Annotated in this window: 23 protein-coding genes; 16 read left to right on the forward strand and 7 right to left on the reverse strand. The window is 69.4% G+C overall.

The window, feature by feature from the left end:
- Nucleotides 1–33: 33 nt before the first annotated feature.
- Entirely contained in the window at nucleotides 34–1,434 is a 1,401-nt protein-coding gene (locus tag ACFYRH_RS01410) for a PLP-dependent aminotransferase family protein (protein WP_387766274.1), read from the reverse strand.
- A 93-nt stretch (nucleotides 1,435–1,527) separates the two neighbouring features.
- On the opposite strand from ACFYRH_RS01410, the gene ACFYRH_RS01415 reads away from it, so the two are divergent.
- The 3 genes from ACFYRH_RS01415 to ACFYRH_RS01425 are packed head-to-tail and all read left to right on the forward strand — an operon-like array spanning nucleotide 1,528 to nucleotide 3,728.
- Nucleotides 1,528–2,811, forward strand: a complete 1,284-nt coding sequence (locus ACFYRH_RS01415) for an FAD-binding oxidoreductase (RefSeq protein WP_387766277.1) — start codon at nucleotides 1,528–1,530, stop codon at nucleotides 2,809–2,811.
- Between the two features lie 16 nt (nucleotides 2,812–2,827).
- Complete coding sequence (locus tag ACFYRH_RS01420) at nucleotides 2,828–3,187, forward strand: DUF1622 domain-containing protein (protein WP_387766280.1); 360 nt, start codon at nucleotides 2,828–2,830, stop codon at nucleotides 3,185–3,187.
- A 7-nt stretch (nucleotides 3,188–3,194) separates the two neighbouring features.
- A complete protein-coding gene (locus tag ACFYRH_RS01425; protein ID WP_387766283.1) occupies nucleotides 3,195–3,728 on the forward strand; it encodes a tetratricopeptide repeat protein in 534 nt (177 codons plus the stop codon).
- 6 nt (nucleotides 3,729–3,734) lie between these two features.
- On the opposite strand, the gene ACFYRH_RS01430 is transcribed toward ACFYRH_RS01425, so the two are convergent.
- The 3 genes from ACFYRH_RS01430 to nhaA all read right to left on the reverse strand — a co-directional run bounded on the left by ACFYRH_RS01430 (nucleotide 3,735) and on the right by nhaA (nucleotide 7,141).
- Nucleotides 3,735–4,577, reverse strand: coding sequence for an SAM-dependent methyltransferase (locus ACFYRH_RS01430; protein ID WP_387766286.1), 843 nt, complete (start codon nucleotides 4,575–4,577; stop codon nucleotides 3,735–3,737).
- A gap of 107 nt (nucleotides 4,578–4,684) precedes the next feature.
- Nucleotides 4,685–5,146, reverse strand: coding sequence for a rhodanese-like domain-containing protein (locus tag ACFYRH_RS01435; RefSeq protein ID WP_387766289.1), 462 nt, complete (start codon nucleotides 5,144–5,146; stop codon nucleotides 4,685–4,687).
- A 108-nt stretch (nucleotides 5,147–5,254) separates the two neighbouring features.
- Entirely contained in the window at nucleotides 5,255–7,141 is a 1,887-nt protein-coding gene (nhaA, locus tag ACFYRH_RS01440; protein ID WP_387766292.1) for a Na+/H+ antiporter NhaA, read from the reverse strand.
- Nucleotides 7,142–7,255: 114 nt separating this feature from the next.
- Here nhaA and ACFYRH_RS01445 point away from each other — a divergent pair, with 114 nt between their 5' ends.
- The 12 genes from ACFYRH_RS01445 (at nucleotide 7,256) to ACFYRH_RS01500 (ending at nucleotide 19,902) form a co-directional block, all read left to right on the forward strand.
- Nucleotides 7,256–7,954, forward strand: a complete 699-nt coding sequence (locus ACFYRH_RS01445) for a GAF and ANTAR domain-containing protein (RefSeq protein WP_387766295.1) — start codon at nucleotides 7,256–7,258, stop codon at nucleotides 7,952–7,954.
- Between the two features lie 158 nt (nucleotides 7,955–8,112).
- Complete coding sequence (locus tag ACFYRH_RS01450) at nucleotides 8,113–9,258, forward strand: ROK family protein (RefSeq protein WP_387766298.1); 1,146 nt, start codon at nucleotides 8,113–8,115, stop codon at nucleotides 9,256–9,258.
- 147 nt (nucleotides 9,259–9,405) lie between these two features.
- Nucleotides 9,406–10,542, forward strand: coding sequence for an alanine racemase (gene alr / locus ACFYRH_RS01455; RefSeq protein WP_387766301.1), 1,137 nt, complete (start codon nucleotides 9,406–9,408; stop codon nucleotides 10,540–10,542).
- Nucleotides 10,539–11,504 (forward strand): D-alanine--D-alanine ligase, encoded by a 966-nt coding sequence (locus ACFYRH_RS01460; RefSeq protein WP_387766304.1) that lies wholly within the window; start codon nucleotides 10,539–10,541, stop codon nucleotides 11,502–11,504. Before alr ends, ACFYRH_RS01460 begins: the two co-directional genes overlap by 4 nt.
- Complete coding sequence (locus ACFYRH_RS01465; RefSeq protein ID WP_387766306.1) at nucleotides 11,501–12,121, forward strand: M15 family metallopeptidase; 621 nt, start codon at nucleotides 11,501–11,503, stop codon at nucleotides 12,119–12,121. The genes ACFYRH_RS01460 and ACFYRH_RS01465 overlap by 4 nt, the downstream gene beginning before the upstream one ends.
- A gap of 71 nt (nucleotides 12,122–12,192) precedes the next feature.
- The gene (locus ACFYRH_RS01470) at nucleotides 12,193–12,687 is read left to right on the forward strand and encodes an NAD(P)H-dependent oxidoreductase subunit E (RefSeq protein WP_387766309.1); all 495 of its coding nucleotides are present in this window, start codon (nucleotides 12,193–12,195) and stop codon (nucleotides 12,685–12,687) included.
- Nucleotides 12,684–14,192: a formate dehydrogenase beta subunit gene (locus ACFYRH_RS01475; RefSeq protein WP_387766312.1), complete on the forward strand. Its 1,509-nt coding sequence runs from the start codon at nucleotides 12,684–12,686 to the stop codon at nucleotides 14,190–14,192. The genes ACFYRH_RS01470 and ACFYRH_RS01475 overlap by 4 nt, the downstream gene beginning before the upstream one ends.
- A complete protein-coding gene (fdhF, locus tag ACFYRH_RS01480) occupies nucleotides 14,189–17,017 on the forward strand; it encodes a formate dehydrogenase subunit alpha (protein ID WP_387766315.1) in 2,829 nt (942 codons plus the stop codon). The genes ACFYRH_RS01475 and fdhF overlap by 4 nt, the downstream gene beginning before the upstream one ends.
- Nucleotides 17,014–17,235, forward strand: a complete 222-nt coding sequence (locus ACFYRH_RS01485; RefSeq protein ID WP_387766318.1) for a formate dehydrogenase subunit delta — start codon at nucleotides 17,014–17,016, stop codon at nucleotides 17,233–17,235. Before fdhF ends, ACFYRH_RS01485 begins: the two co-directional genes overlap by 4 nt.
- A gap of 146 nt (nucleotides 17,236–17,381) precedes the next feature.
- Nucleotides 17,382–18,566: a molybdopterin molybdotransferase MoeA gene (locus ACFYRH_RS01490; protein ID WP_387771662.1), complete on the forward strand. Its 1,185-nt coding sequence runs from the start codon at nucleotides 17,382–17,384 to the stop codon at nucleotides 18,564–18,566.
- Nucleotides 18,554–19,411: a formate dehydrogenase accessory sulfurtransferase FdhD gene (gene fdhD, locus ACFYRH_RS01495; protein WP_387766321.1), complete on the forward strand. Its 858-nt coding sequence runs from the start codon at nucleotides 18,554–18,556 to the stop codon at nucleotides 19,409–19,411. The genes ACFYRH_RS01490 and fdhD overlap by 13 nt, the downstream gene beginning before the upstream one ends.
- Entirely contained in the window at nucleotides 19,408–19,902 is a 495-nt protein-coding gene (locus ACFYRH_RS01500; RefSeq protein ID WP_387766324.1) for an SRPBCC family protein, read from the forward strand. Before fdhD ends, ACFYRH_RS01500 begins: the two co-directional genes overlap by 4 nt.
- Before the next feature lie 7 nt (nucleotides 19,903–19,909).
- Here ACFYRH_RS01500 and ACFYRH_RS01505 read toward each other — a convergent pair whose 3' ends face one another.
- Together ACFYRH_RS01505 and ACFYRH_RS01510 are read right to left on the reverse strand one after the other, a co-directional pair.
- Nucleotides 19,910–20,338, reverse strand: a complete 429-nt coding sequence (locus ACFYRH_RS01505; protein ID WP_387766327.1) for a MerR family transcriptional regulator — start codon at nucleotides 20,336–20,338, stop codon at nucleotides 19,910–19,912.
- Between the two features lie 40 nt (nucleotides 20,339–20,378).
- A complete protein-coding gene (locus ACFYRH_RS01510; protein WP_387766330.1) occupies nucleotides 20,379–21,428 on the reverse strand; it encodes an aminotransferase class V-fold PLP-dependent enzyme in 1,050 nt (349 codons plus the stop codon).
- Nucleotides 21,429–21,518: 90 nt separating this feature from the next.
- Here ACFYRH_RS01510 and ACFYRH_RS01515 point away from each other — a divergent pair, with 90 nt between their 5' ends.
- Nucleotides 21,519–22,559, forward strand: a complete 1,041-nt coding sequence (locus ACFYRH_RS01515) for an aldo/keto reductase (protein ID WP_387766333.1) — start codon at nucleotides 21,519–21,521, stop codon at nucleotides 22,557–22,559.
- A 73-nt stretch (nucleotides 22,560–22,632) separates the two neighbouring features.
- On the opposite strand, the gene ACFYRH_RS01520 is transcribed toward ACFYRH_RS01515, so the two are convergent.
- On the reverse strand, nucleotides 22,633–23,343 hold the full coding sequence (locus ACFYRH_RS01520) for a glycoside hydrolase family 75 protein (protein ID WP_387766336.1): 711 nt from the start codon (nucleotides 23,341–23,343) through the stop codon (nucleotides 22,633–22,635).
- Between the last annotated feature and the right edge of the window lie 62 nt (nucleotides 23,344–23,405).

Below are 23,405 nucleotides of genomic sequence, written 5' to 3' on the forward strand. Positions count from 1 at the left end.
GCCGAATCAAATTGCAATGAAATGGATAGTTATTCACGAATTGCGGATCGTCGCGACCGCGTCCGCGAGCAGGTCGATGCCCTCGACAACGTCCTTCCGGCTGAGCGACCCGTACCCGAACACCAGCCCGGCCGGCCCCGATCCGTCGCCCCAGTACGGCGCCAGCCCGTACACCCCGACCCCACGCTCCCGCGCCGCCGCCTGCAACGTGTCCTCGCCGAGATCCGGCGGCAGCCACGTCAGCACGTGCAGCCCGGCCGACACCCCGACCGGCTCGAGCTCGGGCAACCGCGCCGCCAGCCGCTCGACCAAGGTGTCCCGCAGCTCCCGGTACCGCGGCCGCATCCGCCGAAGATGCCGGTCGAACTCGCCGCGCGCCACGAAGTCCGCGAAGGCCAACTGGTCGAACACCGGCGACCCACGGTCGTCCATCAGCTTCGCCTGCGCCATCGGCTCGACCAGCCAGGACGGGAGGATCAGCCAACCGAGCCGCAGCCCGGGCGCCAGCGTCTTGCTCGCCGTCCCGGCGTACGCGACCCGATCCGGCGCCAGCCCCTGCATCGCACCGATCGGCTCGCGGTCGTAGCGGTACTCCGCGTCGTAGTCGTCCTCGATCACCAGCCCGTCCCGCGCGGTCGCCCACGCGATCAGCGCGGCCCGCGTCTCCGCCGAGGCCACGGCCCCGGTCGGGAACTGATGCGCGGCGGTCACCAGGACGACGTCCGCACCCGACTGCTCCAGCGCGGCGACATCGATGCCCGACTCCAGCATCGGTACGCCGATCACCTCGAGCCCCGCCGCGCGCGCGACGTCCCGCAGGTCGTTGTCGGACGGGTCCTCGACCGCGAGTCGCTTCCGGCCCTGCGCGGCCAGCACCTGCAGCAGCAACCGCGAGCCCTGCGCGAACCCGTTGCAGATCAGCATGTTCTCGGGGCGCGCCGCCGTACCGCGGACCCGGTTGAGGTAGTCGGCCAGGGCCGTCCGCAGCTCGATCGTCCCGCGCCCGTCGATATACGCCAGACTCCGGCACGGCGTCTCGTTCAGCACCCGGCGTACCGATCGGAGCCAGGCCGCGCGGGGGAACTGCGAGACGTCCGGGCGGCTGTAGCGAAAGTCGATCCGAGGCGGACCGCCGGTGGACTTGAGGGCGGCCGCCGTCTCGACCACTGCGATGTCCGCGACCTGCGTGTACCCGCCGCCGCGGCTGACGAGATACCCCTCGGCGACCAGCTGCTGGTAGGCCTCGACGACCACGCCGCGGGACAGGCCGAGATCCTGCGCGAGCGCCCGGGTGGACGGCATCACGGTCTCGGGCCGCAGCAGGCCGGCCCGGATCCGGGTCCGGATCCCGCTCTCGAGCTGCTGATGCAGCGGGACGCCGCTGTCGCGCCGGAGCTCGACCAGGAGTTCACCGGCTCCGGAACTGGTCCTCATTCGGCTCACGCAACTGGACCTTATCGGAGTACCGCTTCGCTGTCAGGGTAATGACGAGAACCCGATGACCAGGAGTGAGCAGGAGTGAGACCGATGACCTACCTGACCGCCGGTGACCCCGGCTACGACGAGGCCCGCAGCGTGTGGAACGCGATGATCGACCGCCGGCCGGCCGCGATCGCCCGCTGCTCGAGCACCGCGGAGGTCGCCGACGCGGTCCGCTTCGGCCGGACGCACGGCCTGGAGATCGCGGTGCGCTGCGGCGGGCACAACATCGCCGGCCTGGCCGTCCCGGAGGGCGGGCTGATGATCGACCTGACGCCGATGAACGCGGTCCGCGTGGACCCGGCACTGCAGCGCGCGTCGGTGCAGGGCGGCGCCATGCTGGGCAAGCTCGACAAGGCGGCACAGGAGTACGGTCTCGCGACCACAGCGGGCAACGTCTCGCACACCGGGGTCGGCGGGCTGACGCTCGGCGGCGGCATGGGCTGGCTGGCGCGGCGCTTCGGGCTGGCCTGCGACAACGTGGTGTCGTACGAGGTGGTGACCGCCGACGGTGACGTCGTGCGGGCCGCCGCGGACGAGAACGCCGAGCTCTTCTGGGGCCTGCGCGGCGGTGGCGGGAACTTCGGGATCGTCACCAGCTTCGAGTTCCGGCTGCACGAGATCGGGACGCGGGCGATGATCGTCGAGTTCACCTATCCGGCGTCGGCGGGCCTCGACGTACTGCGCGGCTGGCGCGACCTGAATGCGAACGCGCCACGGGAGGCCACCTTCACCGCGAGCATCACGCCGGACTCGGTCACGGTCGGGTACGTATGGGTCGGCGCGGGCGGGGAGGACCTGCTGCCGGCGTTCCGCGAACTCGGTCCCGTCCAGGACGAGGTCGTCGCGGAGACGACGTACCTGAAGCTGCAGACGCGGGAGGACAACGTACAGGGACACCGGTTCCGGCGGTACTGGAAGGGGCACTACTTCAAGGCGCTGCCCGACGACGCGATCCGCGCGCTGCTGGCGACGCCGGGTCCGTCCGCGAGTCTGCAGGCGTACGGCGGCGCGATCGCCGACGTACCGGATGAGGCGGCGGCGTTCAGTCATCGGGACACGCTGTTCGAGTTCGTCACCGCCACACGCTGGGACGACCCGGCCGAGGACGAGGCCCGGATCGATCAGCTGCGTGGGTACGCCGCGACGCTGGCGCCGTACGCGAGCGGGGCGTACGTGAACACGCTGAACGACGACCCGATCCATCGCGCGTTCCCGCCGGCGAAGCTGCAACGGCTGGTCGCGCTCAAGACGGCGTACGACCCCGGCAACGTCTTCCACCTGAACCAGAACATCCGGCCCGGCGAGCCGACCAGCGAGTCCGTCGCCTGACTGGTACCCATGGAGGGTGGACTTCGCGCAGGTCTTCGAGCACGTCGCGCGCGTGATCGAGAGCGTCGGCGTGGCGATCATGGCCGTCGGGCTCGCCGTCGTCCTGCTCCGCTACGCGTACGACGTACTACGCAAGGGCACCGGCAGCTACCAGCAGCTCCGGGTGAATCTCGGCCGGGTGATCCTGCTCGGCCTGGAGATCCTGATCGTCGGCGACATCATCCGCACCGTGATCGTCGCGACGACACTGGAGAACGTCGTGGTGCTCGGCCTGATCGTGGTGATCCGGACCGTCCTGAGCTTCGCACTCGAGGTGGAGATCTCCGGCGCCTGGCCGTGGCAGCAGCACCGGACCAACGGCCGCGACGCGGCATGATGGAACCGTGACTGGCAAATACCTTCCCCGCCCCACCACCCCGGTCGAACTCACTGCGGAACTCGCAGCAACCATCGAACAGGCCTTCGCACGCCGGGACCGGGCGAACATGGGCCCGACGATCGACTTCTTCGAGAAGCTGCTGACCGAGCACCCGGACAACCCGTACGTGCTCTACGAGGTCGGCGGCTCCTACGACACCGCCGGCCTGGAGGAGAAAGCGGTCGGGTACTACGAGCGCGCGCTGCCCGGACTGACCGGGGAGACCCGCCGCAAGTGCCTGCTGCAGTACGGCAGCACCCTGCGCAACCTGCACCGGTTCGACGAGTCGCTGGCGGTGTTCAAGGACGCCTGCGCCGAGTTCCCCGAGTCCGACTCGCTGCGGGTCTTCAAGGCTCTGACGCTGCACGCCGCCGGGAACCAGGACAAGGCGCTGGCCACGCTCCTGCTGCTGATCGCCGACAAGGTCGACTCCGCCGAGATCAAGCGCTACGAGGCCGCGATCCGCGGCAACGCCGACTACCTCGCGAACCTGGGCTAGAACCGCTCAGGACTTGCGGGCGACGGCGCCGTAGATCGCGTCCCGGACGCCGATCGCCGGGTCCTCGGCGACCCGGCCGCCGGGCACGTGCCAGTCGGCCAGCCGGACGACGCCCGGCTCGAGGATCTCCAGGTCACCGAACAGGGACGAGATCTGCTCGACCGACCGGAACGCCAGCGTCGGGAAGGCGTGCCTGACCTTCTCCGCGAGCTCGGTCACCATCAGGTCGACCGGCCCTCCGTCCCCCGGATTGCACGCGTGCGTGATGGCCAGGTAGGACCCGGGCGGCAGCGCCGCGACGTACTGGCGGGCGACCTCGCGGGTCTCGTCGTAGTCGGCGATGTGGTGCAGCATCAACGCCATCACCAGCGCGACCGGCTCGCCGGCGGCCAGCATCGTGGCGACGGCCGGGTCCGCCAGCACCTCCTCCGGCTTCGTGAGGTCCGCGGCGGTGAACTGCGTCCGGTCGTTGTCCAGCAACAGGGCCCGTCCGTGGGCGACCACGGACGGGTCGTTGTCGATGTACACCACCGCGGCGCCCGCATTCACCTTCTGGGCGATCTGGTGGGTGTTCTCGGCGGTCGGCAGCCCGGAGCCGGCGTCGATGAACCGCCGGACGCCGGCCTCCTCGGCCAGCCAGGTGACCACCTCACTGAGCCAGCGCCGATTCGCCCGCGCCCAGACCGGGGCCTCGGGCGCGATCTTCATGATCTGCTCGTACAGCTCGCGGTCGGACGCGTAGTTGTCCTTGCCGCCGAGGAAGTAGTCGTAGACCCGGGCGACACTCGGACGCGTGGTGTCGATCCCGAACGCGACCAGCCCACTGTCGTTCACCGGCTGATCGGTCACACCGTCTCCTCGCCTCGCGGACCCCTCTTCCGAGGGTAACGTACGGAGAGTCAGCGTTTCACCACGGCGGGTTCAATCTCTGTAAAACCTCAACATTCACAGGGGTTTCAGCACGCGCAGGCCACGCCGCGCGGAGCGACCAGCGGATCCTGCGCCCGGCGCTCGATCCCCGCCGCGGTCTCGATCGGCCCACCCTCGCGCGCCCAGTACTCGAACCCGCCGATCATCTCCTTCACCGGATACCCGAGCCGCGCGAACGCCAGCGCCGCCTGGGTCGCCCCGTTGCACCCCGGCCCCCAGCAATACGTCACCACGGTCACCCCGTCCGGTACGACGCTCTTCGCGCGCTCCGCGATCTCGCGGTGCGGCAGGTGGATCGCGCCCGGCAGATGGCCCTGGTCCCAGCTCTCCTGACTCCGGCTGTCGACCAGCACCCAGCCCGTCACGCCGGCACCGATGTCCGCGGCGACGTCGGCCGCGTCCACCTCGAACGCGAGCCGGCCGGCGAAATGCGCGACCGCGACGGCCTGGTCGGCGGCGCGGGTGCGCAACACTGCGGATGTCTCCATGGGAAGCCTCCTCGAGGATCGGGAGGCACCAGCGTCAGCCATCCGCGAAGACGACGACAGTGGCAGTAATGACCTAGTTCATCAAGATTCAGCCATACCCTCGTGGCGTCAGCCTCGCCGGGCGCTGATCTTCGCCCGCGCCCGCGCGACCTTGATCGCCGCCTTCAGCGTCTCGACATCGTAGGCGCCGTAGTGCCGCTGACCGTTGATGAAGAACGTCGGCGTACCGGAGACGCCGCTGGTGTCCGCGGACTCCACGTCCTGCGCCACCCGGGCACCCGCCACGTGCCGTTTGACGTCGTCGTGCAACCGCTCAGTGTCCAGCCCGAGCTGCTCGGCGTACCTGATCAGGTCCTTGGGCTGCAGGTTCTCCTGGTTCGCGAGCAGCAGGTCGTGCATCTCCCAGAACTTGCCCTGCGCGGCCGCCGCCTCGGCCACCTCCGCCGCGATCTGCGCCCGCGGGTGGACGTCGGACAGCGGCAGGTGCCGCCAGACGAAGCGCAGGTCGTCGTCCTGCAGCACGCTGCGGACGATCGGCTCGGCCATCCCGCAGTACGGGCACTCGAAGTCGCCGTACTCGACCAGGGTCACCGACGCCGTCTCCGGACCGCGGATGTGGTCCCGTTCCGGATCGACCGGGTCGGTCAGGTCGACCAGCTGCTCCGCGTCGCCGAGCAGCGCCAGCGCCTTCTTCGGCGGCGACAGCAGCTTCGCCGCGCGGAACACCGCCCAGGTCAGCCCGGACGCCACGATCACCGCCGAGAGCAGACCGACCTTCGCCTCGGCCAGCTGCGTCCCGTCGAACGCGATCGTCGCGATCAGCAGCGAGACCGTGAAGCCGATCCCGGCGATCGTCCCGCTGCCGACGACCGCGGCCCAGCCGACACCGGGCCGGATCCGCCCGCCGGACAGCCGTTCGAGCAGCCAGGACACGGTCGTCACCGCGAGCGGCTTGCCGACGACGTACCCGACCAGGATGCCGAGGGTGATCGGTGAAGTGAACGCGTGGCCGAGGAAGTTCGCGTCGATCGTCACGCCGGCGTTCGCCAAACCGAACAGCGGGACGATCAGGTAGCTGGTCCACGGGTGGTAGAGGTACTGCAGACGTTCGTTCGGCGAGATGGTGGTGGTCAGCCCAACGGTCGCGGACCGCGCCAGCTCCGGCGTCGGCTGCTCGCGGAACAGCCGGAACAGACCGGTCGCCTCCTCGAGCGCTTCCCGCCCGGGCGAGTACGCCGGTGCGGTCAGGCCGATCGCGAGTCCGGCGACCACCGGGTCCACGCCGCTCTGCAGCAGCGCTGCCCACATCAGGACGCCGAGGATCACGTAGATCCACGCCTTCCGGACGTGGAACAGCGACAGCACCAGGACGACCACGAACGCGACGATGGCCAGCGTCAGCGGCATCAGCCGGATGTCCTCGCTGTAGACGACCGCGATCACCACCAGCGCGAGCAGGTCGTCGACCACGAACACCGTGAGCAGGAACACCCGGACCCGATCCGGGACACCGCGTCCGACGAGTGCCAGCAGGCCGAGTGCGAGCGCCGTGTCGGTGGACATCGCGACGCCCCAGCCGTGCGATCCCGGTCCGCCGGCGTTGAACGCCAGGTAGATCAGCACCGGCGCGATCATCCCGGTGATCCCGGCCAGCATCGGCAGCACGAACCGGCTGCGCTCGCGCAGGTCCCCGAGGTCGAACTCGCGCCGCGCCTCCAGCCCGACGACCAGGAAGAACAGCGTCATCAGCCCGCCGTTGATCCACTCCCGCAGGTCCAGGCTGAGGACGTCGTGGCCGAGCCCGATCGACAGTTCGGTCCGCCAGAACTCGTCGTACATGCCCGGGGCGACGTTGGCCCACAGCAACGCGAGCACGATCGAGGCCGCGAGGACACCCGAACTCCCCGCCTCGGTCCGGAGGAAGGCACGCATCGGTGCCGCGAACTCCCGCCGCCAGTTCGTCCGGCCGCTCAACAGGCCGGAGAAGTCCGTCATGCGGATCACTGTAACCAGCACCAACGGGAACTCGCGCCCTACCGGCTAACACTCTGCCGGGCTGTGGCTGCATGATGTGCGTGCCCTACTGCACGTCCCTGTTCTGGAGCCTCCGTGACCGAGCCTGACCTTGCCAATTCGGCGGACATGTTCGCCCGTTTGGCGATCGAGCTGCACGACGCCCCCGGCGTCGAGGAGACCGTCGATGCCGTCGTCCAGTTCGCCCTCCAGGCGCTGAACTGCACGTACGCCGGAGTCGCGCTGTACACCCGTGGTTCACAGGCCGAGATCGCCGCGGTCACGGACCCTGTCGTCGCCGATGTGTACGCGCTGCAACTCAGTACCGAGAGTGGTCCCCTGGTCACGGCGCTGCGAGATCGGACCACCGTCCTGATCCGCGACACCGGCACCGACGACCGGTGGCCCGAGTGGGCGGACAAGGTCGCAGCGCTCGGGGTCCGCAGCGTTCTCGACGTACCGTTGGCGACCGGTGACGCGTCGCGACCGACTGTCGGCGTCCTCGGGTTGTACAGCCCGTCCCCGGACGCGTTCACCGCGGACGACGAGGCGGTCGCGCACATCCTCGCGCAGCACGCCTCGGTCGCGCTGGCCTCCGCGCGCCACGAGGAGACGATGGCGCAGGCCGTCGACGCACGGAAGCTGGTCGGTCAGGCGATGGGCATCCTGATGGAACGCTTCGACGTCGACGGGGACCGTGCGTTCGCGATCCTGAAGCGGTACTCGCAGGACACCAACACCAAACTGCGCGACGTCGCGCAGCAGCTGATCGATACCCGCAAGCTTCCGCACTGACCGTGAGGTGACTGGGATCTGACAGCGTTGTCCCGCAGCCAAGGACTGGAAACCGTTGCATACTGCGAGATGAGCCTGACGCCGGGGCTTGTGCGGCCAGAACCGCGGACCGGGTCACGCCCCGGCGTCTCCAGCCCGGCGTGTCCTAAGCTGTCGCAATGGGTCAGTGGCGGCCGTTGGCGGGTCCGTCGCGACAGGTCGCGCTGGAGATCTTGCTGGACGGGCCGCTGTCGCGCGCCGAGTTGTCACGCCGCGTCGGCCTGTCCCCCGGCAGCCTGACCCGGTTGACGAAACCGATGGTCGAGTCGGGGCTGCTGGTCGAGGTCGAGGGCGGTCCCACCGACGCCCGGGTCGGGCGCCCGTCGCAGCCGCTCGACCTGGACGCGACCGCGCACCACTTCATCGGCATCAAGCTCACCGGCGACTCCGCGATCGGTGTCCTGACCACGCTGCGCGCGGAGGTGCTCGCGAGCGTCGAGCGCCCGATCCCGGACCCGACACCGTCCGCGGTCGCCGAGCTCGTCCTCGAGCTCACCGACGCACTCGCGGTCCAGGTCCCCGGCGGTACGCCGATCACGGGGCTCGGCATCTCGCTCGGCGGCCGGGTCGCGGACGGTTTCGAGGTCCGCTGGGCGCCGTACCTGAACTGGGTGGACGTGAAGTTCGGCGAGCTGCTCGCGGCGCACACCGACATCCCGGTCGTGATCGCGAACGACCTGACCTCCCTGACCGAGGCGACCCACTGGTTCGGCGCCGGACGGAACTCGGACCGCTTCATCCTCGTCACCATCGGCGCGGGCGTCGGCTACGGCCTCGTCGTCCACAACCGGACGGTGGACAGCCCCGACGTCACGCTCGGCCTCATCGGTCACTACCCACTCGTCCCCGACGGCCCGCTCTGCGACCGCGGCCACCATGGCTGCGCGCTCAGCCTGCTCACGGTCCGCGCGGTCACCGAACAGGTCGGTACGGCGCTCGGCCGGCCGGTCGGCTACGACGAAGCCCTCGACCTGGCGGCGAAGGGCGACCCGGCCGCCGTCGCGGTGGTCGGCCGGGCGGGCCGGGCGCTCGGCAAACTGATCGCCGCGGCCGCGAACTTCACGCTGCCCGAACTGGTCGTCCTCGGCGGTGAAGGCATCCGCCTCGCCGAGGTCGCACACGACGACCTGCTGGCCGGTCTACATGCCGATCGGCATCCTTCCGCGGCCGAGCTGCCGATGGTCCTGCAGCCCGCGGACTTCAGCGAATGGGCCCGCGGCGCGGCCGTGGTGGCGATCCAGACCTTCGTACTCGGCACGGAGTAGCGGTCCGGCGTCGCCGGAAAGTTCGTCCCCGCGGGCGAATTCATTCATCGGGATGAGGGCCGTCATACCAGGGTCGTAGTCACCACGCGCAGACATCCGTCCGCGCTCCGATGATCGCGATCGTTGCCAAAAACAACAATAGCGGGCATGTACCTGGTCCAGTCCCGCCACCGCCCGGCAGCCCGTGGGATCGCCGGATTGACCGAGGCCGTCGTCGACCTGTCCGCCATCCGCGCCAACATCCGCACCTTTCGCGGACGCATGCCCCACGACGTCCTGGCGGTGGTGAAGGCCGACGGTTTCGGCCACGGCGCCGTGCCGGTCGCCCGCGCGGCCGTGGAGGCCGGCGCGACCTGGCTCGGCGTCGCGCACGCCGACGAGGCGCTGCGACTACGCGCCGCCGGGCTGACCGTACCGATCCTGGCCTGGCTGTACGACGCGGCAGAACTCATGCTGCTCGGCGATGTCGACGTGGACGTGAGCGTCTCGACCGTCGCCGAGCTCCAGCGCGTCGCGTCCACACCATCCGTCCAGTTCGTGCATCTCAAGCTGGACACCGGACTCCATCGGGCCGGCTGCGCGCCTGACCAATGGATCGAGCTCACCCGAACGGCGGCGCACTACGAGGCGCTCGGCGCCGTCACGGTCCGCGGGATCTGGTCGCACCTCTCGCACGGCGACTCCGTCGACGCCGTCCGGAGCAGGCGGCAGCTCCAGCTCCTGCGGACCGGGGTGGGTCTCGCGCGAAGGGCGGGCCTGCGGCCCAGCGTCGTACACCTGGCCAACTCGGCCGGGGCCATCACTCTGGACGCGCCGGACTGCGGCCTGGTCCGGATCGGCGCCGGGCTGTACGGGATCGACGAGGTCGGTCTCGGGCTGCGGCCGGCGATGCGGCTGATGAGCAAACTGACCCAGGTACGCCGGATCCGCGCGGGGGAAGGCGTTTCGTACCGGCACGAGTTCGTCGCCGATCGGGACACCACGATCGGCCTGGTTCCGATCGGGTACGCCGACGGCATCCCGCGGGTCGCCGGAGGACAGGCGAGTGTGTGGTGTCACGGCGTCCGGATGCCGGTGATCGGGCGGATCGCGATGGACCAGTTCATCGTCGACGCGGGTGACCACACGGTCGAACCCGGTGCGCCGGTGACGATTTTCGGCGACGGTTCCGCGGGTGAACCGACCGCCGCGGAGTGGGCTTCGTGGGCCGGGACGATTCCGCACGAGATCTACTGCGGCATCGGCAGCCGGGTGCCGCGACGGTACGAGGAGGGCAACCGATGAAGGTCGCAGTGGTGATGGGCGGCAACAGCCCGGAACACCAGGTGTCACTGGCCAGCGGCCGGGGAATCGCGAAGGCCGTCGAACTCCTCGGCCACACGGCGATCCCGCTGGTGATCGATGCCGACGGCAACTGGGTGGACGGGCAGCACGAGGCGATCGAGATCCTGCAGGCCTGCGCGGTGGCGATCCCGGCGCTGCACGGCGAGGGCGGTGAGGACGGCCGCATCCAAGGCTTCCTCGAACAACTGAAGGTCCCGTACGTCGGCAGCGGGATCGCGGCCGGCGCGGTGGGTCTGGACAAGCACCTGACCAAGGCGATTCTCGCGGCGCACGGCATTCCGGTCACGCCGGGCGTCACCTTGCGCGGCCGGGACCTGATCGACACCGAGGCTGCACTGCAGCAGCTCAAGTCGGCCGGGCTGGAGTTCCCGGTCTTCGTGAAGCCTGGGAACGGTGGGTCGAGTTTCGGCGTCACCCGGGTGACCGATCAGGCGTCGCTGGAGGCCGCGATCGCGGATGCGGCGATCATCGATCCGCACGTCCTGATCGAGCGGGCGATGGTCGGGCGCGAGATCGATCTGGCGGTGCTGGAGTTCCCGGACGGGCGGGTCGAGACCGCGCCCGCGTTGGAGATCCACGCCGATCCGGAGCAGCCGTTCTTCAACGCGACCGCGAAGTACGACAGCAGTACGACGCGATTCGTCGTACCGGCGCCGCTCGAGGCCGGGTTGGCCGAGCGGCTGCGGCGGACGGCGCTCGACGTGTTCGAGGTCCTCGGGTGTGCGGGGCTGGCGCGGGTGGACTTCTTCGTACCGCGGGACGGTGAGCCGGTGGTCAACGAGATCAACACGTTCCCCGGATTCACGCCCGCGTCACAGTTCCCGCGGATGTGGGCCGCGGCCGGGATGTCGTACGCCGAGGTCGTGGACACGTTGATCCGGACGGCGGCGGCGCGCGGATGACCGTCCTACTGAGTGACGACCGGATCACCGGTATTCCGGCGATCGAGAACCGGGAGCCGCTGGTCGATCTGTTCACCCGTGACCTCGCGACGACCGGCCGGCAGTTCGCTCGGGAGGGCGTCGCCGATCGGCTCGCGCTGGCCGACACGTTCCTGCCCACCGGCATCCGGTTGCACGTCGTCGAAGGGCTGCGGCCGGTCGAGAGGCAGCAGGAGATCTACGACGGCTACCGCGCCGGGCTCGAGCGACTGCATCCCGGCATCTCGGACCACGACGTGCACGTCCTGGCGAGTCGCTTCGTGTCACCGGTCGAGGTCGCGCCGCATGTCGCGGGCGCGGCGGTCGACCTGACACTCGTCGGCGCACACGGCCCGTTGGACCTCGGTACGCCGATCGACGCGACGCCCGAGCAGAGCGACGGGGCTTGCTTCTTCGCGGCGGCCAACATCAGCCGGGAGGCGCGCACGCATCGCGCGTTGCTGGCCGACGTACTGACGGCCGCCGGTCTGGTGAACTACCCGACCGAGTGGTGGCACTGGTCCTACGGCGATCGGTACTGGGCGTTCCTGGAACAGCGGCCTTCCGCTGTCTACGGGCCGGCGTACAGCCTGACCTGATAGCCGGTGCCTATCAGGTGATAGGCAGCATTGCTTTGACCGTGCCGCGCTGGCGACGGAATGTTGTATACATGACGAGTGAGATCGTGGCCGCCGCCCCCGTCCCGGTCCCCGGGCGTGCCGAACGCGTACGCCGGATCGCCGAGCAGCTGGCCAGCCTCCGCGGTCCGCTGATCCCGATCCTGCACGCGGTGCAGGAGGAGCTGGGGTACGTCGATCAGTCCGACGTACCCGTGATCGCGAACGTGCTGAACCTCGCGGTCGCCGAGGTGCACGGCGTCGTCACGTTCTACAAGGACTTCCGGCGTACCGCGGCCGGGCGCACCACGGTGTCCATCTGTCAGGCCGAGGCCTGTCGCTCGGTCGGCGCCGTCGCGCTGGCCGGCCATGCGCGACGGATCATCGGCTGCGGGTTCGGTGAGACCACCTCCGACGGCCGGATCACGCTCGAGGAGATCTTCTGTTTCGGAAACTGTGCCCTCGGCCCGGCCGTGCAAGTTTCCGGAAAGCTCTACGGCCGGGTGACGCCGACCCGGCTGGACGCACTCCTCGGGGAGGTCCGGTGAGGGTCTACGTTCCGAGAGATTCCGCCGCGCGGTCGGTCGGTGCCGACGAGGTTGCGGAACGGATTTCCGCCGTTTCCGGGACCGTCGAGGTGGTGCGGACCGGGTCGCGGGGGATGTTGTGGCTGGAACCGTTGGTCGAGGTCGAGACGGCTGCGGGGCGGATCGGTTACGGACCGGTGGCTCCGGAGGACGTGGACGGGCTGATCGCGGCAGGGATGCTGCGTGGCGAAGGGGACAGCCTCGGGGTCGTCGACGAACTGCCCTGGATGAAGCGGCAGCAGCGGTTGACGTTCCGGCGGGTCGGCGTGGTCGATCCACTCTCGACCACGGACTTCGTGGACCACGGCGGGACCAGTGGACTGCGGACCGCGCTGGCAATGTCGCCTGCCGACGTGGTCGAGACCGTTGTGGACTCGGGCCTGCGCGGCCGCGGCGGCGCGGGGTTTCCGACCGGGATCAAGTGGCGGACGGTGCTCGGCGCCGACGCCGATCTGAAGTTCGTCTGCTGCAACGCGGACGAGGGCGACTCCGGGACGTATGCGGACCGGATGCTGATCGAGGGCGATCCCTTCACGCTCATCGAGGGCATGACGATCGCCGCGTACGCCGTCGGCGCCGCGGAAGGCTACGTCTATCTGCGCTCGGAGTACCCGGACGCGGTCGCGACGCTGCGATCGGCGATCACGCTGGCCCGGGCGGAAGGCTGGTTGGGGCCGGACGTCCTCGGCTCAGGGTTCGGCTTCGACCTGCACGTCCGGGTCGGCGCGGGTGCGTACATCTGCGGCGAAGAGACCTCGATGCTGGAAAGCCTCGAAGGAAAACGCGGGATGGTGCGGGCGAAGCCGCCGATCCCCGCACTGGAAGGGCTTTTCGGCCGCCCCACGGTGGTCAACAATGTGTTGTCCTTGGCAACCGTTCCGGAGATTCTGGCGTCCGGCGCGGCCGCGTATGCGGCGTACGGGACGGGCCGCTCACTCGGCACCAGCGTCTTCCAGCTCGGCGGGAACGTCGCGCGCGGCGGAATCGTCGAGACCGCTTTCGGGATCACGCTCGGCGAGCTGGTCGACGATTTCGGCGGCGGCACCTCGTCCGGGCGTCCTGTCCGCGCCGTGCAGGTAGGCGGTCCGCTCGGGGCCTATCTGCCGGTCGAGCAGTTCGATCTGCCGATGGACTACGAGGCGTTCGCCGCGGCCGGCGCGATGGTCGGGCACGGCGGGATCGTGGTGTTCGACGACACCGTGGACATGGCCGCGATGGCGCGGTTCGCCTTCGAGTTCTGCGCCGCCGAGTCGTGCGGAAAGTGCACACCGTGCCGGGTCGGCGCGGTCCGCGGCGTGGAGACCATCGACCGGATCGTCGCCGACGAGGACCGCGCGAAGAACCTGGTCGTGCTCGACGACCTCTGCGAACTGATGACCGACGGCTCGCTCTGCGCGATGGGCGGGCTGACCCCCATGCCGGTACGTAGTGCCGTCCGCCATTTCGGAAAGGACTTCGGCGCATGAGCTTGCTCAAGGAACCCGATTTCGGCACCCCCGCCCGCCCCGGCGCGGCGACCATCGAAGTGACCGTCGACGGAGTGCCGGTGCGGGTCCCACCCGGGACGTCGGTGATGCGCGCGGCGAAGGAGGCGGGTGTCGACGTACCCAAGTTGTGCGCGACCGACAACCTGGAGGCGTTCGGGTCCTGCCGCCTGTGCGTGGTGGAGATCGACGGCGTGCGGGGTACGCCGGCCTCCTGTACGACGCCCGTCGCGGACGGCATGGTGGTGCGGACCCAGAACGAGCGGCTCGGGAAACTGCGCCGCGGCGTGATGGAGCTGTACATTTCGGACCACCCGCTCGACTGTCTGACCTGCTCGGCGAACGGGGACTGCGAACTGCAGGACATGGCCGGTGTCACCGGACTGCGTGAGGTCCGGTACGGCTCCGGCGTCGAGGCCGGCGCGAACCACATGGACCTACCGACCGACAGCTCCAACCCGTACTTCGACTTCGAGGCGTCCAAGTGCATCGCGTGCTCGCGGTGCGTGCGGGCCTGTGACGAGGTCCAGGGGACGCTGGCGCTGACTATCGAGGGACGCGGGTTCGACTCCAAGGTCGCCGCGGGTGCGGGCGTCTCGTTCTTCGACTCCGACTGTGTGTCGTGTGGCGCGTGCGTGCAGGCGTGCCCGACCGCGACGTTGCAGGAGAAGTCGGTGGTCGACCTCGGCATGCCGACGCGGACCGTGCTGACGACCTGTGCGTACTGCGGCGTCGGCTGCTCGTTCAAGGCGGAACTGCGGGGTGACGAGCTGGTCCGGATGGTGCCGTACAAGAACGGCGGCGCGAACGAGGGGCACTCGTGCGTGAAGGGCCGGTTCGCGTTCGGGTACGCGAGCCACCCGGACCGGGTGCTCGAGCCGATGATCCGGAACACGCTTTCGGACGACTGGCGGAAAGTTTCCTGGGCGGAGGCGATCGCGTTCACCGCGAGCCGGTTGCGGGAGATCCAGGCGACGTACGGGCAGGGGTCGATCGGCGCGATCACGTCCTCGCGGACCACGAACGAAGAGGTGTACGCGGTCCAGAAAATGGTCCGGGCGGTGTTCGGGAACAACAACGTCGACACCTGCGCGCGGGTCTGCCACTCGCCGACCGGCTACGGGCTGAAGCAGACCTTCGGGGAATCGGCCGGAACGCAGGATTTCCGTTCCGTCGACGAGTCCGACGTGATCCTGGTGATCGGCTCGAACCCGACCGACGCGCACCCGGTGTTCGGGTCCCGGATGAAGCAGCGGATCCGCCAGGGTGCCCAGTTGATCGTGATCGACCCGCGGCGGATCGACCTGGTCCGGACGCCACACGTCGAGGCGACGTACCACCTCGAGCTCCGGCCGGGGACGAACGTCGCGATCGTCAACGCGCTCGCGCACGTGGTGGTGACCGAGGGGCTGGTGGACTCCGAGTTCGTCGCCGACCGGTGCGAGGACTTCGCGGCGTGGGCGGCGTTCATCGCGCGGCCCGAGCACAGTCCCGAGGCGGTCGCCGAGATCTGCGGCGTACCGGCGGACAAGATCCGGGCGGCGGCCCGGCTGTACGCGACCGGCGGGAACGCGGCGATCTATTACGGTCTCGGCGTCACCGAGCACAGTCAGGGCTCGACCATGGTGATGGGGATGGCGAACCTCGCGATGGCGACCGGGAACATCGGCCGGCCGGGTGTCGGGGTGAACCCGATGCGCGGACAGAACAACGTCCAGGGATCGTGCGACATGGGTTCGTTCCCGCACGAACTGCCCGGGTACCGGCACGTTTCCGACGACGACGTCCGCGACATCTACGAGAAACTCTGGGGTACGCCGATCCTGAACGAGCCCGGGTTGCGGATCCCGAACATGTTCGACGCCGCGATCGACGGTTCGTTCAAGGCCCTGTTCGTCCAGGGTGAGGACATCGCGCAGTCCGACCCGAACACGCAGCACGTGTTTTCCGCACTCGGCGCGCTCGACCTGCTCGTCGTCCAGGACCTGTTCGTCAACGAGACCGCGAAGTTCGCCCACGTACTGCTGCCCGGAACGTCGTTCCTGGAGAAGGACGGAACGTTCACGAACGCCGAGCGGCGGATCAACCGGGTCCGGCCGATCATGGCGCCGCGGACCGGGAAGCAGGAGTGGGAAATCGTGTGCGAGATCGCCCAGGCGATGGGGTACCCGATGCACTACGACTCGGCCGCGCAGATCATGGACGAGATCGCCCTGACCACCCCGACGTTCATGGGGGTGTCGTTCGCCAAGCTCGACGAGCTGGGCTCGATCCAGTGGCCGTGCAACGTCGAGCATCCGGAGGGGACGCCGATCATGCACGAGGACGAGTTCACCCGCGGCAAGGGCCGGTTCATGGAGACCGTGTACGTTCCGACGTCGGAACGGTCGACGCGGAAGTTCCCGTTGATCCTCACCACGGGCCGGATCCTTTCGCAGTACAACGTCGGCGCGCAGACCCGGCGGACGGCGAATGTCGCCTGGCACGCCGAGGACGTGCTCGAACTGCACCCGCACGACGCGGAGGTCCGCGGCGTGACCGACGGCGATCTGGTGGCGTTGTCGAGCCGGGTCGGACGCACGGAACTTCGCGCGAAGATTTCCGACCGGATGCCGGTCGGCGTCTGCTACACCACGTTCCATCATCCGGTGAGCGGCGCGAACGTCGTCACCACGGAGAACTCCGACTGGGCCACCAACTGTCCCGAGTACAAGGTGACGGCGGTCCAGGTCGATATGATTCCGGAATCCGTCAGCACCGACTCCGCAGCCGACCGCGAGCCTGTTGTTGCTGGGGGCAACCGGTGAGCGGCGGCGTGCCGCCGTACGTGCGCCTGGCGAACGAGATCGCCGCGCAGTTCGCCCACCGCGCACCCGCGGACGCCGCCACCGCGGTCGCCAACCACCTGAAGGCCACGTGGGACCCCCGGATGAAGCAGGCCCTGATCGCCCATGCCGAATCCGGAGCGACCGACCTGACGCCCGTAGCAGTCGACGCCGCCCGCCGCCTCCAGGCTCTCTCGTGATCCACCCCACTCCGGCCGGTGCCTCGCCGTCCGGGGAACGGGATCGGTTCGACAACCCGGGCCGGGTTGGAGAGGGTGGTCCGGTGGAGGACGGGCCGGGTGGTGCAGCCTCCGGAGGCCGTGGTCTTCGGGCGCAGCGGGATGTCGTGCCGTGGGATGTCGCCCGGCGGTTGGCACACGCGGCGGCGCGCCCTGGGAAGGTGGTGAGCCGCGGCCTGGACACGGCCGGCGAATGCGTCCTGGCGACTCCTTTGGTGTCCCCGGTAGCGGTTCCACCCGTGGATCGGGCCGCGATGGACGGGTACGCCGTGCGCGGCGCCGGACCGTGGCGCGTGATCGGCCAGGTGAAGGCCGGGACCGCGGATCCGGGGGCGCTCGAGGACGGTGAGGCGACCGGCATCGTCACCGGCGCGGCTCTGCCGGACGGCGCGACGTCGGTGGTGCGGTCGGAGGACGCGGCGGTGTCCGGTGACCGCCTGGAGGGTGCGGCCGAGGACGGCCGCCACATTCGCCGAGCAGGCGAGGAATGCCGGCCCGGCGACCACCTGCTGCCCGCGGGCGTAGTCGTCACCCCTGCGGTCCTGGGCCTGGCCGCGACAGTCGGCCTCAACCGCCTCACCGTCATCCCGTCCCCCACCGTCGCCGCCCTGGTCACCGGCGACGAACTGGTCCACCGAGGCCCCTCCACCCCCGGCCGCGTCCGAGACGCCATCGGCCCCATGCTCCCCACCCTCATCACCCGATCCGGAGCGAAACCGACAGCTGCTACCGGGGAGGAGTACGGCGCGGTTCGGCATCTGGGGGATTCTCGGGAGGAGTTGATCGACGCGCTGCGGGAGACTCGGGCTGATCTGATTCTGGTGTCCGGCTCGTCTGCCGCCGGCCCGGCGGATCACCTTCGGCCGGCACTGGCCGCGCTGGGCGCCGAGCTGATCATCGACGGTGTCGCCTGCCGCCCCGGGCACCCGCAGGCGCTGGCGCAACTGCCCGACGGGCGGCTGGTTCTCGGCCTCCCCGGCAACCCCTTCGCCGCGCTCGTCGCATTCCTCACGCTGGGCGTCGCGGCGATCCGCCGCCTGCGCGGTCTCCCGCTCCCCGAGCTCACCCACATCGCCGTCCCCGGTGCCATCCCCTGCCACCCGACCAGCACCCGGCTCGTGCCGGTCCGCCTCACCCCACAGGGCGCCGTACCGATCGGTCATGGTGGTGCCGCCATGCTCCGCGGCCCCGCCACCGCCGACGCCCTCGCCGTCGTGGCCCCCGGCCCGTCCGAAGCCATCGCCGCCCGCCTGCTGCCGCTCGACCCAGGAGCCCGCCCATGGGCCGGCTGATCGCTCGCCGTCCGGTCGTCCGGATCACCCCCACCGGGGAGCACTCCCGCCCGGACTCGATCGCCGTCGAGGAACCGCTCGAACTCCGCGTTGACGGAAAGCCGCTCGCCGTCACCATGCGAACTCCCGGCCACGACGTCGAGCTCGCACACGGTTTCCTGCACACCGAAGGCGTGATCGGAAACCCCGACGACATCCGTGACGCCCGGTACTGCGATTCCCGCGACGACGAGGGCCGCAACACCTACAACGTCCTCGATCTCGGCCTCGCCCCCGGCGTCCCGGCACCGGTCACCGGCGTGGAGCGCAACTTCTACACCACGTCGTCCTGCGGTGTGTGCGGAAAGGCCTCCCTCGACGCGGTCCGCACGAAGACCCGATTCTCCCCGGCCGAAGACGACGTACAGATCGCGTACGACGTCCTCGCGACCCTCCCCGACGCTCTCCGCGCGAGGCAACAGGTCTTCGACCGCACCGGCGGCCTGCACGCGGCCGGGCTCTTCACCGCGACCGGTGACCTGCTCGTCGTCCGCGAGGACGTCGGCCGGCACAACGCGGTCGACAAGGTCGTCGGCTGGGCCCTGCTCAACGGAAACATTCCGGCGCGTGGCCTGATCCTGATCGTCTCCGGCCGGACGTCCTTCGAGCTCGCGCAGAAAGCCGTGATGGCCGGTGTTCCGGTTCTCGGCGCCGTTTCCGCCCCGAGTTCCCTCGCGATCGACCTCGCCACCGAGTCCGGTCTGACGCTGGCCGGCTTCATCCGCAACGGGAACCTGAACCTGTACAGCCGCCCGGATCGGGTCAATGTCGAGTCCGTCGAGGCGCGTCCGACGTACCGGGCATGAACGACTACGGAGTGACCGGTGCGACCACCGGTGTCGAGGTACTGATCGACCTGCCGATCGACGAGTTCTGGTCCGGCATCACCGCGATCGACCGGTACGGCGAGTGGAGCCCGGAGTGCTACTACGGCGCCTGGCTCGACGCCACGATCGAGAAAGGCGCCCGCTTCGAGGCGCGGAACCGCTTCGCCAACGGTTTCGAGACCTCCGTGGTCTGCACGGTCACCGTCGCGGAGGCGCCGTACCGCTTCGGATGGGACGTGTACGGCGGCGAGGAGGCACCGTTGGCGCACTGGGAATACGAACTGGAGAGCCGCGGCTCGCGAACGCTCGTCCGGCAGACCTTCACGCACGGTCCCGCCAACAGCGGGATGCGCATCGGCGCCGTCGAGAACCCGGACCGGGCCGCGGAGATCATCCAGGGCCGGCTCGACCAGCTGGCGGCGAACATGCGGACGACGATCGCCGCGATGGCGTCGGCGCTTCGCGCGTAGCGGGTGCTCAGGAGGCTTCGCTGGCTGCTTGTGTGGACGGGCTCACCCACAGGCAGTCGGCGGTGCCGGCGTCGACGTGTTCCTGGTAGATCGTGACCTTGTGGGTGATCACGCCGAGGCACTCGTTGAGCTCCTCGATCTGCTGGCTCACGTAGTCCTGGTGGCTGCGCAGCAGCGCCAGCCGCTCCTGCTCGTTTCCGGGACCCTGGCGAACGAGGTCGGTGTATTTCCGGATCGTGTCCAGCGGCATGCCCGACGAGCGGAACTTGATGCACATGTTCAGCCAGTCGACGTCGTCCTCGGTGTAGACCCGCCGCCCGTTCGACTCCCGCCGTACCGGATCCGCCAGCAACCCTTCACGCTCGTAGAACCGCAACGCGTGCACGCTCAACCCGGTCCGCTCGGCCACCTGCCCGATACTCAGTCCAGCACCCATAGGCGGCACCTTAACCCGGACCTAGATCACCCTCTAGATCTCACAAGAGAGGCTTCAGGGCCTCGAGGGCCAGTTGCACGTCGTCGTTGGTGGAGTAGATGTGGAACGACGCGCGGAGTTTTCCGTCGCGGACGGCGGCGCGGATTCCGGCGGTGTCGAACGCCTTCTGCGCGCCCGGGAGGCTGGTGCTGACGATCGCACTGTTCGACGGTGGGAGTCCGAGACCGGCGCGGAAGGCGTTCGCGAGGGCGAGGTTGTGCCGGTTGATCGTCTCGACCCCGATCTGCTCGACCAGTTCGAGGGCCGGTGCGGCGCCGACGAAGCTGAACCAGGCCGGTGACTGGTCGAACTTGCGCGCTCCGGGATCGAGGTCCATCACCGGGCCGTAGTACGAGCCGTGGACGTCGCGGGCGGCGTACCAGCCGGCCGCCGACGGGCGGCAGCGCTCCTGCAGGCGCGGCGACAGGTAGCCGACCGTCGCGCCGCGCGGCGCCATCAACCACTTGTAGGTATGGGCGATCAGCGCGTCGACGCCGTCGACGGTGATCGGATGCCAGCCCGCGGCCTGGCTCGCGTCGATCACCACCGACGCTCCGACCTGCTTGCTCGCGGCAACTACCGCGGCGAGGTCGAGGACGGCGCCGGTGGACGACTGCACAGCGCTGACAGCCACCACGTCGATCCCCGGCTTGATCTCGGAGAGCAGCTGATCACCCGGTACGGCGATCAACTCGACGCCTCGGTCCGCGTGCACCTGCCACGGGAAAACGTTGGACGTGAACTCGACGTCGTCGGTCAGCACCTGCGCGCCGTCCGGTATCGCGGCGGCGATCGGCGCCACCGCCGCGGACACCGTGCTGCCGACGAACACGTCCGCGACATCGGCCCCGACCAGCCGCGCGAACGCCGCGCGCGTGCGGGTGGTCGACTCGTCCCACGGCTCCCAGCTCGTCGCACCGGACCGCCAGTCGGCGAGCACCGCCTGCAACGCCTCCCAGGCCGGCTTCGGAGGCAGTCCGTACGAGGCAGTGTTCAGCCACCCCGGCTCGGCATCCCACAGCCCCGCAATGTCCGGCCCAACGATGTCCATGGCGCCCACTGTAGGCGGGACTTGACCTAGACAGCGCTCTAGCTCCTACCGTGCGGGCATCATGAATCGGAACAGCTAGGAGCTGCTTTCATGCGCTATCGCACGCTGGGTGGGACCGGGATCGAGGTCAGTACGCACTGTCTCGGGGCGATGATGTTCGGCGCGGTCGGAAATCCGGATCACGAGGACTGCGTCCGGATCATCCACCACGCGCTGGACCAGGGGATCAACTTCGTCGACACCGCGGACATGTACTCCGCCGGCGAGTCCGAAGAAATCGTCGGAAAGGCGCTGCAGGGCCGCCGGGACGACGTCGTGCTCGCGACCAAGGTGCACTTTCCGTTGTCCGAGGGCCGGAACCGGAGCGGAAACTCGCGCCGCTGGATCACCCGGGCCGTCGAGGACAGCCTGCGCCGGCTCGGCACCGACTGGATCGACCTCTATCAGGTACACCGGCCGGACCACACCACGGACATCGAGGAAACGCTGTGGGTGCTGAGTGACCTGGTCAGCGCCGGGAAGATCCGCGCGTTCGGCTGCTCGGCGTTTCCGGCGGAGGACATCGCCGAGGCGTACCACGTTTCGGAACGCCGCGGCTACGGGCGTTTCCGGACCAACCAACCGCCGTACTCGGTGATGGCGCGCGGAATCGAGCGTTCCGTGCTGCCGACCTGCCGGAAACTCGGAATGGGCGTTCTGACCTACAGCCCGCTCGCCTTCGGTTTCCTCTCCGGAAAGTTCCGGAAAGGAAAACCGCTGGACCCCACCTCGAGTCGCGTCACCCTCGCACCCGAGCGGTTCGACCCCACGCTGCCCGCGAACGCGGCGAAGTACGACGCCGTCGAGCACCTGGTCGAGGTGGCCGACGGCATCGGTACGACGTTGCCCGAGCTGGCGATGGCGTTCGTCACCACGCATCCGGCGGTCACGTCGGTGATTTCCGGACCGCGCACGATGGAGCAGCTCGACGGTCTGCTGAAGGCAGCCGAGCTGACTCTCGACGACAAGACCCTCGACCGGATCGACGAGATCGTCCCGCCTGGCACCGACCTGTACCGGGCGGACGCCGCCTGGCAACCCCAGTCCCTGACCGACGTCACCCAGCGGCGTCGCGCTCTGACCGATCGCTGACTACTTCCGGCCTGGAGTGACGTCCAGGGCACCGGACCGACGACGCCGTCGGCTGCCTTCGTCTGGAAACCCTTCACCGCGTCAACCGTCGCGGCATCGAAGGTCCCGGACGGCTCACGAAGGCGTTGGCCGCCGTCTCACCTTTGCTCGCCGCATCGGCCGCGCTCTCGATCGGCTCGGCCGTCACACCAGGGAACAGGATGTACGTGACGACCGCACCGTCCACACCACCGGACGACGGATCCGGGTCGATCCCGAGCTGCTGCGCCAACTCGTACGATCCCTCGCCGATGATCCCGGCCGGACCTTCGTCGCCGACCACGGCGTACGCGACCTTGTCCTGGTAGACGACCGCGGCCACCGTCCCACCACCGATCCCGGCGGACCCGTACTTCCAGATCGAGCTCGGCAGCGGTACGACGACGAACGGCAAGCCGGCCGAGTTCAGCGGCGCCCCGTCGGACTGATGGAACGAGGTATCGGGCTGGAACGACGGATCGGTGTCCTCGTTGCACTGCGTCGTTCGTTGCCCGTCGCAATCGATGTCGAGGTCGGCGGTCCAGTGCACCGCGTCGCCGGCCTCGCACACGGCAACAGATGTGGACCCGCCCTCGTCGTCGGCGTACTTCCCGTTGGACAGTTGCGACTCGCACGAAGCCCGGGCGCGGAGCTGGTCCGCGGTCGGGCCGGCCAGCTCGCCGGCTCGGGAATCTCGCACCGGCACCAGCAACGCCAGACCGGCCAAAGCCGGCGCCAGGCACAGAACAGTCAGTCGGCGAACCATCGCAACCTCCGAGGGGCGGAACGGAAGATGAAGGTTTTCGCCCAACACAGTACAGTCAGTAG

It is taken from the genome of Kribbella sp. NPDC004875 (assembly GCF_042873375.1).
Lineage (GTDB): Bacteria > Actinomycetota > Actinomycetes > Propionibacteriales > Kribbellaceae > Kribbella.

Excerpts from the sequence above, each read along its gene's own strand:
- ACFYRH_RS01410 (WP_387766274.1), bottom strand. The coding sequence starts at position 1,434 with ATGAGGACCAGTTCCGGAGCCGGTGAACTCCTGGTCGAGCTCCGGCGC.
- ACFYRH_RS01415 (WP_387766277.1), top strand. The coding sequence starts at position 1,528 with ATGACCTACCTGACCGCCGGTGACCCCGGCTACGACGAGGCCCGCAGC.
- ACFYRH_RS01435 (WP_387766289.1), bottom strand. The coding sequence starts at position 5,146 with ATGGAGACATCCGCAGTGTTGCGCACCCGCGCCGCCGACCAGGCCGTC.
- nhaA (WP_387766292.1), bottom strand. The coding sequence starts at position 7,141 with ATGACGGACTTCTCCGGCCTGTTGAGCGGCCGGACGAACTGGCGGCGG.
- ACFYRH_RS01450 (WP_387766298.1), top strand. The coding sequence starts at position 8,113 with ATGGGTCAGTGGCGGCCGTTGGCGGGTCCGTCGCGACAGGTCGCGCTG.
- alr (WP_387766301.1), top strand. The coding sequence starts at position 9,406 with ATGTACCTGGTCCAGTCCCGCCACCGCCCGGCAGCCCGTGGGATCGCC.
- ACFYRH_RS01460 (WP_387766304.1), top strand. The coding sequence starts at position 10,539 with ATGAAGGTCGCAGTGGTGATGGGCGGCAACAGCCCGGAACACCAGGTG.
- ACFYRH_RS01465 (WP_387766306.1), top strand. The coding sequence starts at position 11,501 with ATGACCGTCCTACTGAGTGACGACCGGATCACCGGTATTCCGGCGATC.
- ACFYRH_RS01470 (WP_387766309.1), top strand. The coding sequence starts at position 12,193 with ATGACGAGTGAGATCGTGGCCGCCGCCCCCGTCCCGGTCCCCGGGCGT.
- fdhF (WP_387766315.1), top strand. The coding sequence starts at position 14,189 with ATGAGCTTGCTCAAGGAACCCGATTTCGGCACCCCCGCCCGCCCCGGC.
- fdhD (WP_387766321.1), top strand. The coding sequence starts at position 18,554 with ATGGGCCGGCTGATCGCTCGCCGTCCGGTCGTCCGGATCACCCCCACC.
- ACFYRH_RS01500 (WP_387766324.1), top strand. The coding sequence starts at position 19,408 with ATGAACGACTACGGAGTGACCGGTGCGACCACCGGTGTCGAGGTACTG.
- ACFYRH_RS01505 (WP_387766327.1), bottom strand. The coding sequence starts at position 20,338 with ATGGGTGCTGGACTGAGTATCGGGCAGGTGGCCGAGCGGACCGGGTTG.
- ACFYRH_RS01510 (WP_387766330.1), bottom strand. The coding sequence starts at position 21,428 with ATGGACATCGTTGGGCCGGACATTGCGGGGCTGTGGGATGCCGAGCCG.
- ACFYRH_RS01515 (WP_387766333.1), top strand. The coding sequence starts at position 21,519 with ATGCGCTATCGCACGCTGGGTGGGACCGGGATCGAGGTCAGTACGCAC.
- ACFYRH_RS01520 (WP_387766336.1), bottom strand. The coding sequence starts at position 23,343 with ATGGTTCGCCGACTGACTGTTCTGTGCCTGGCGCCGGCTTTGGCCGGT.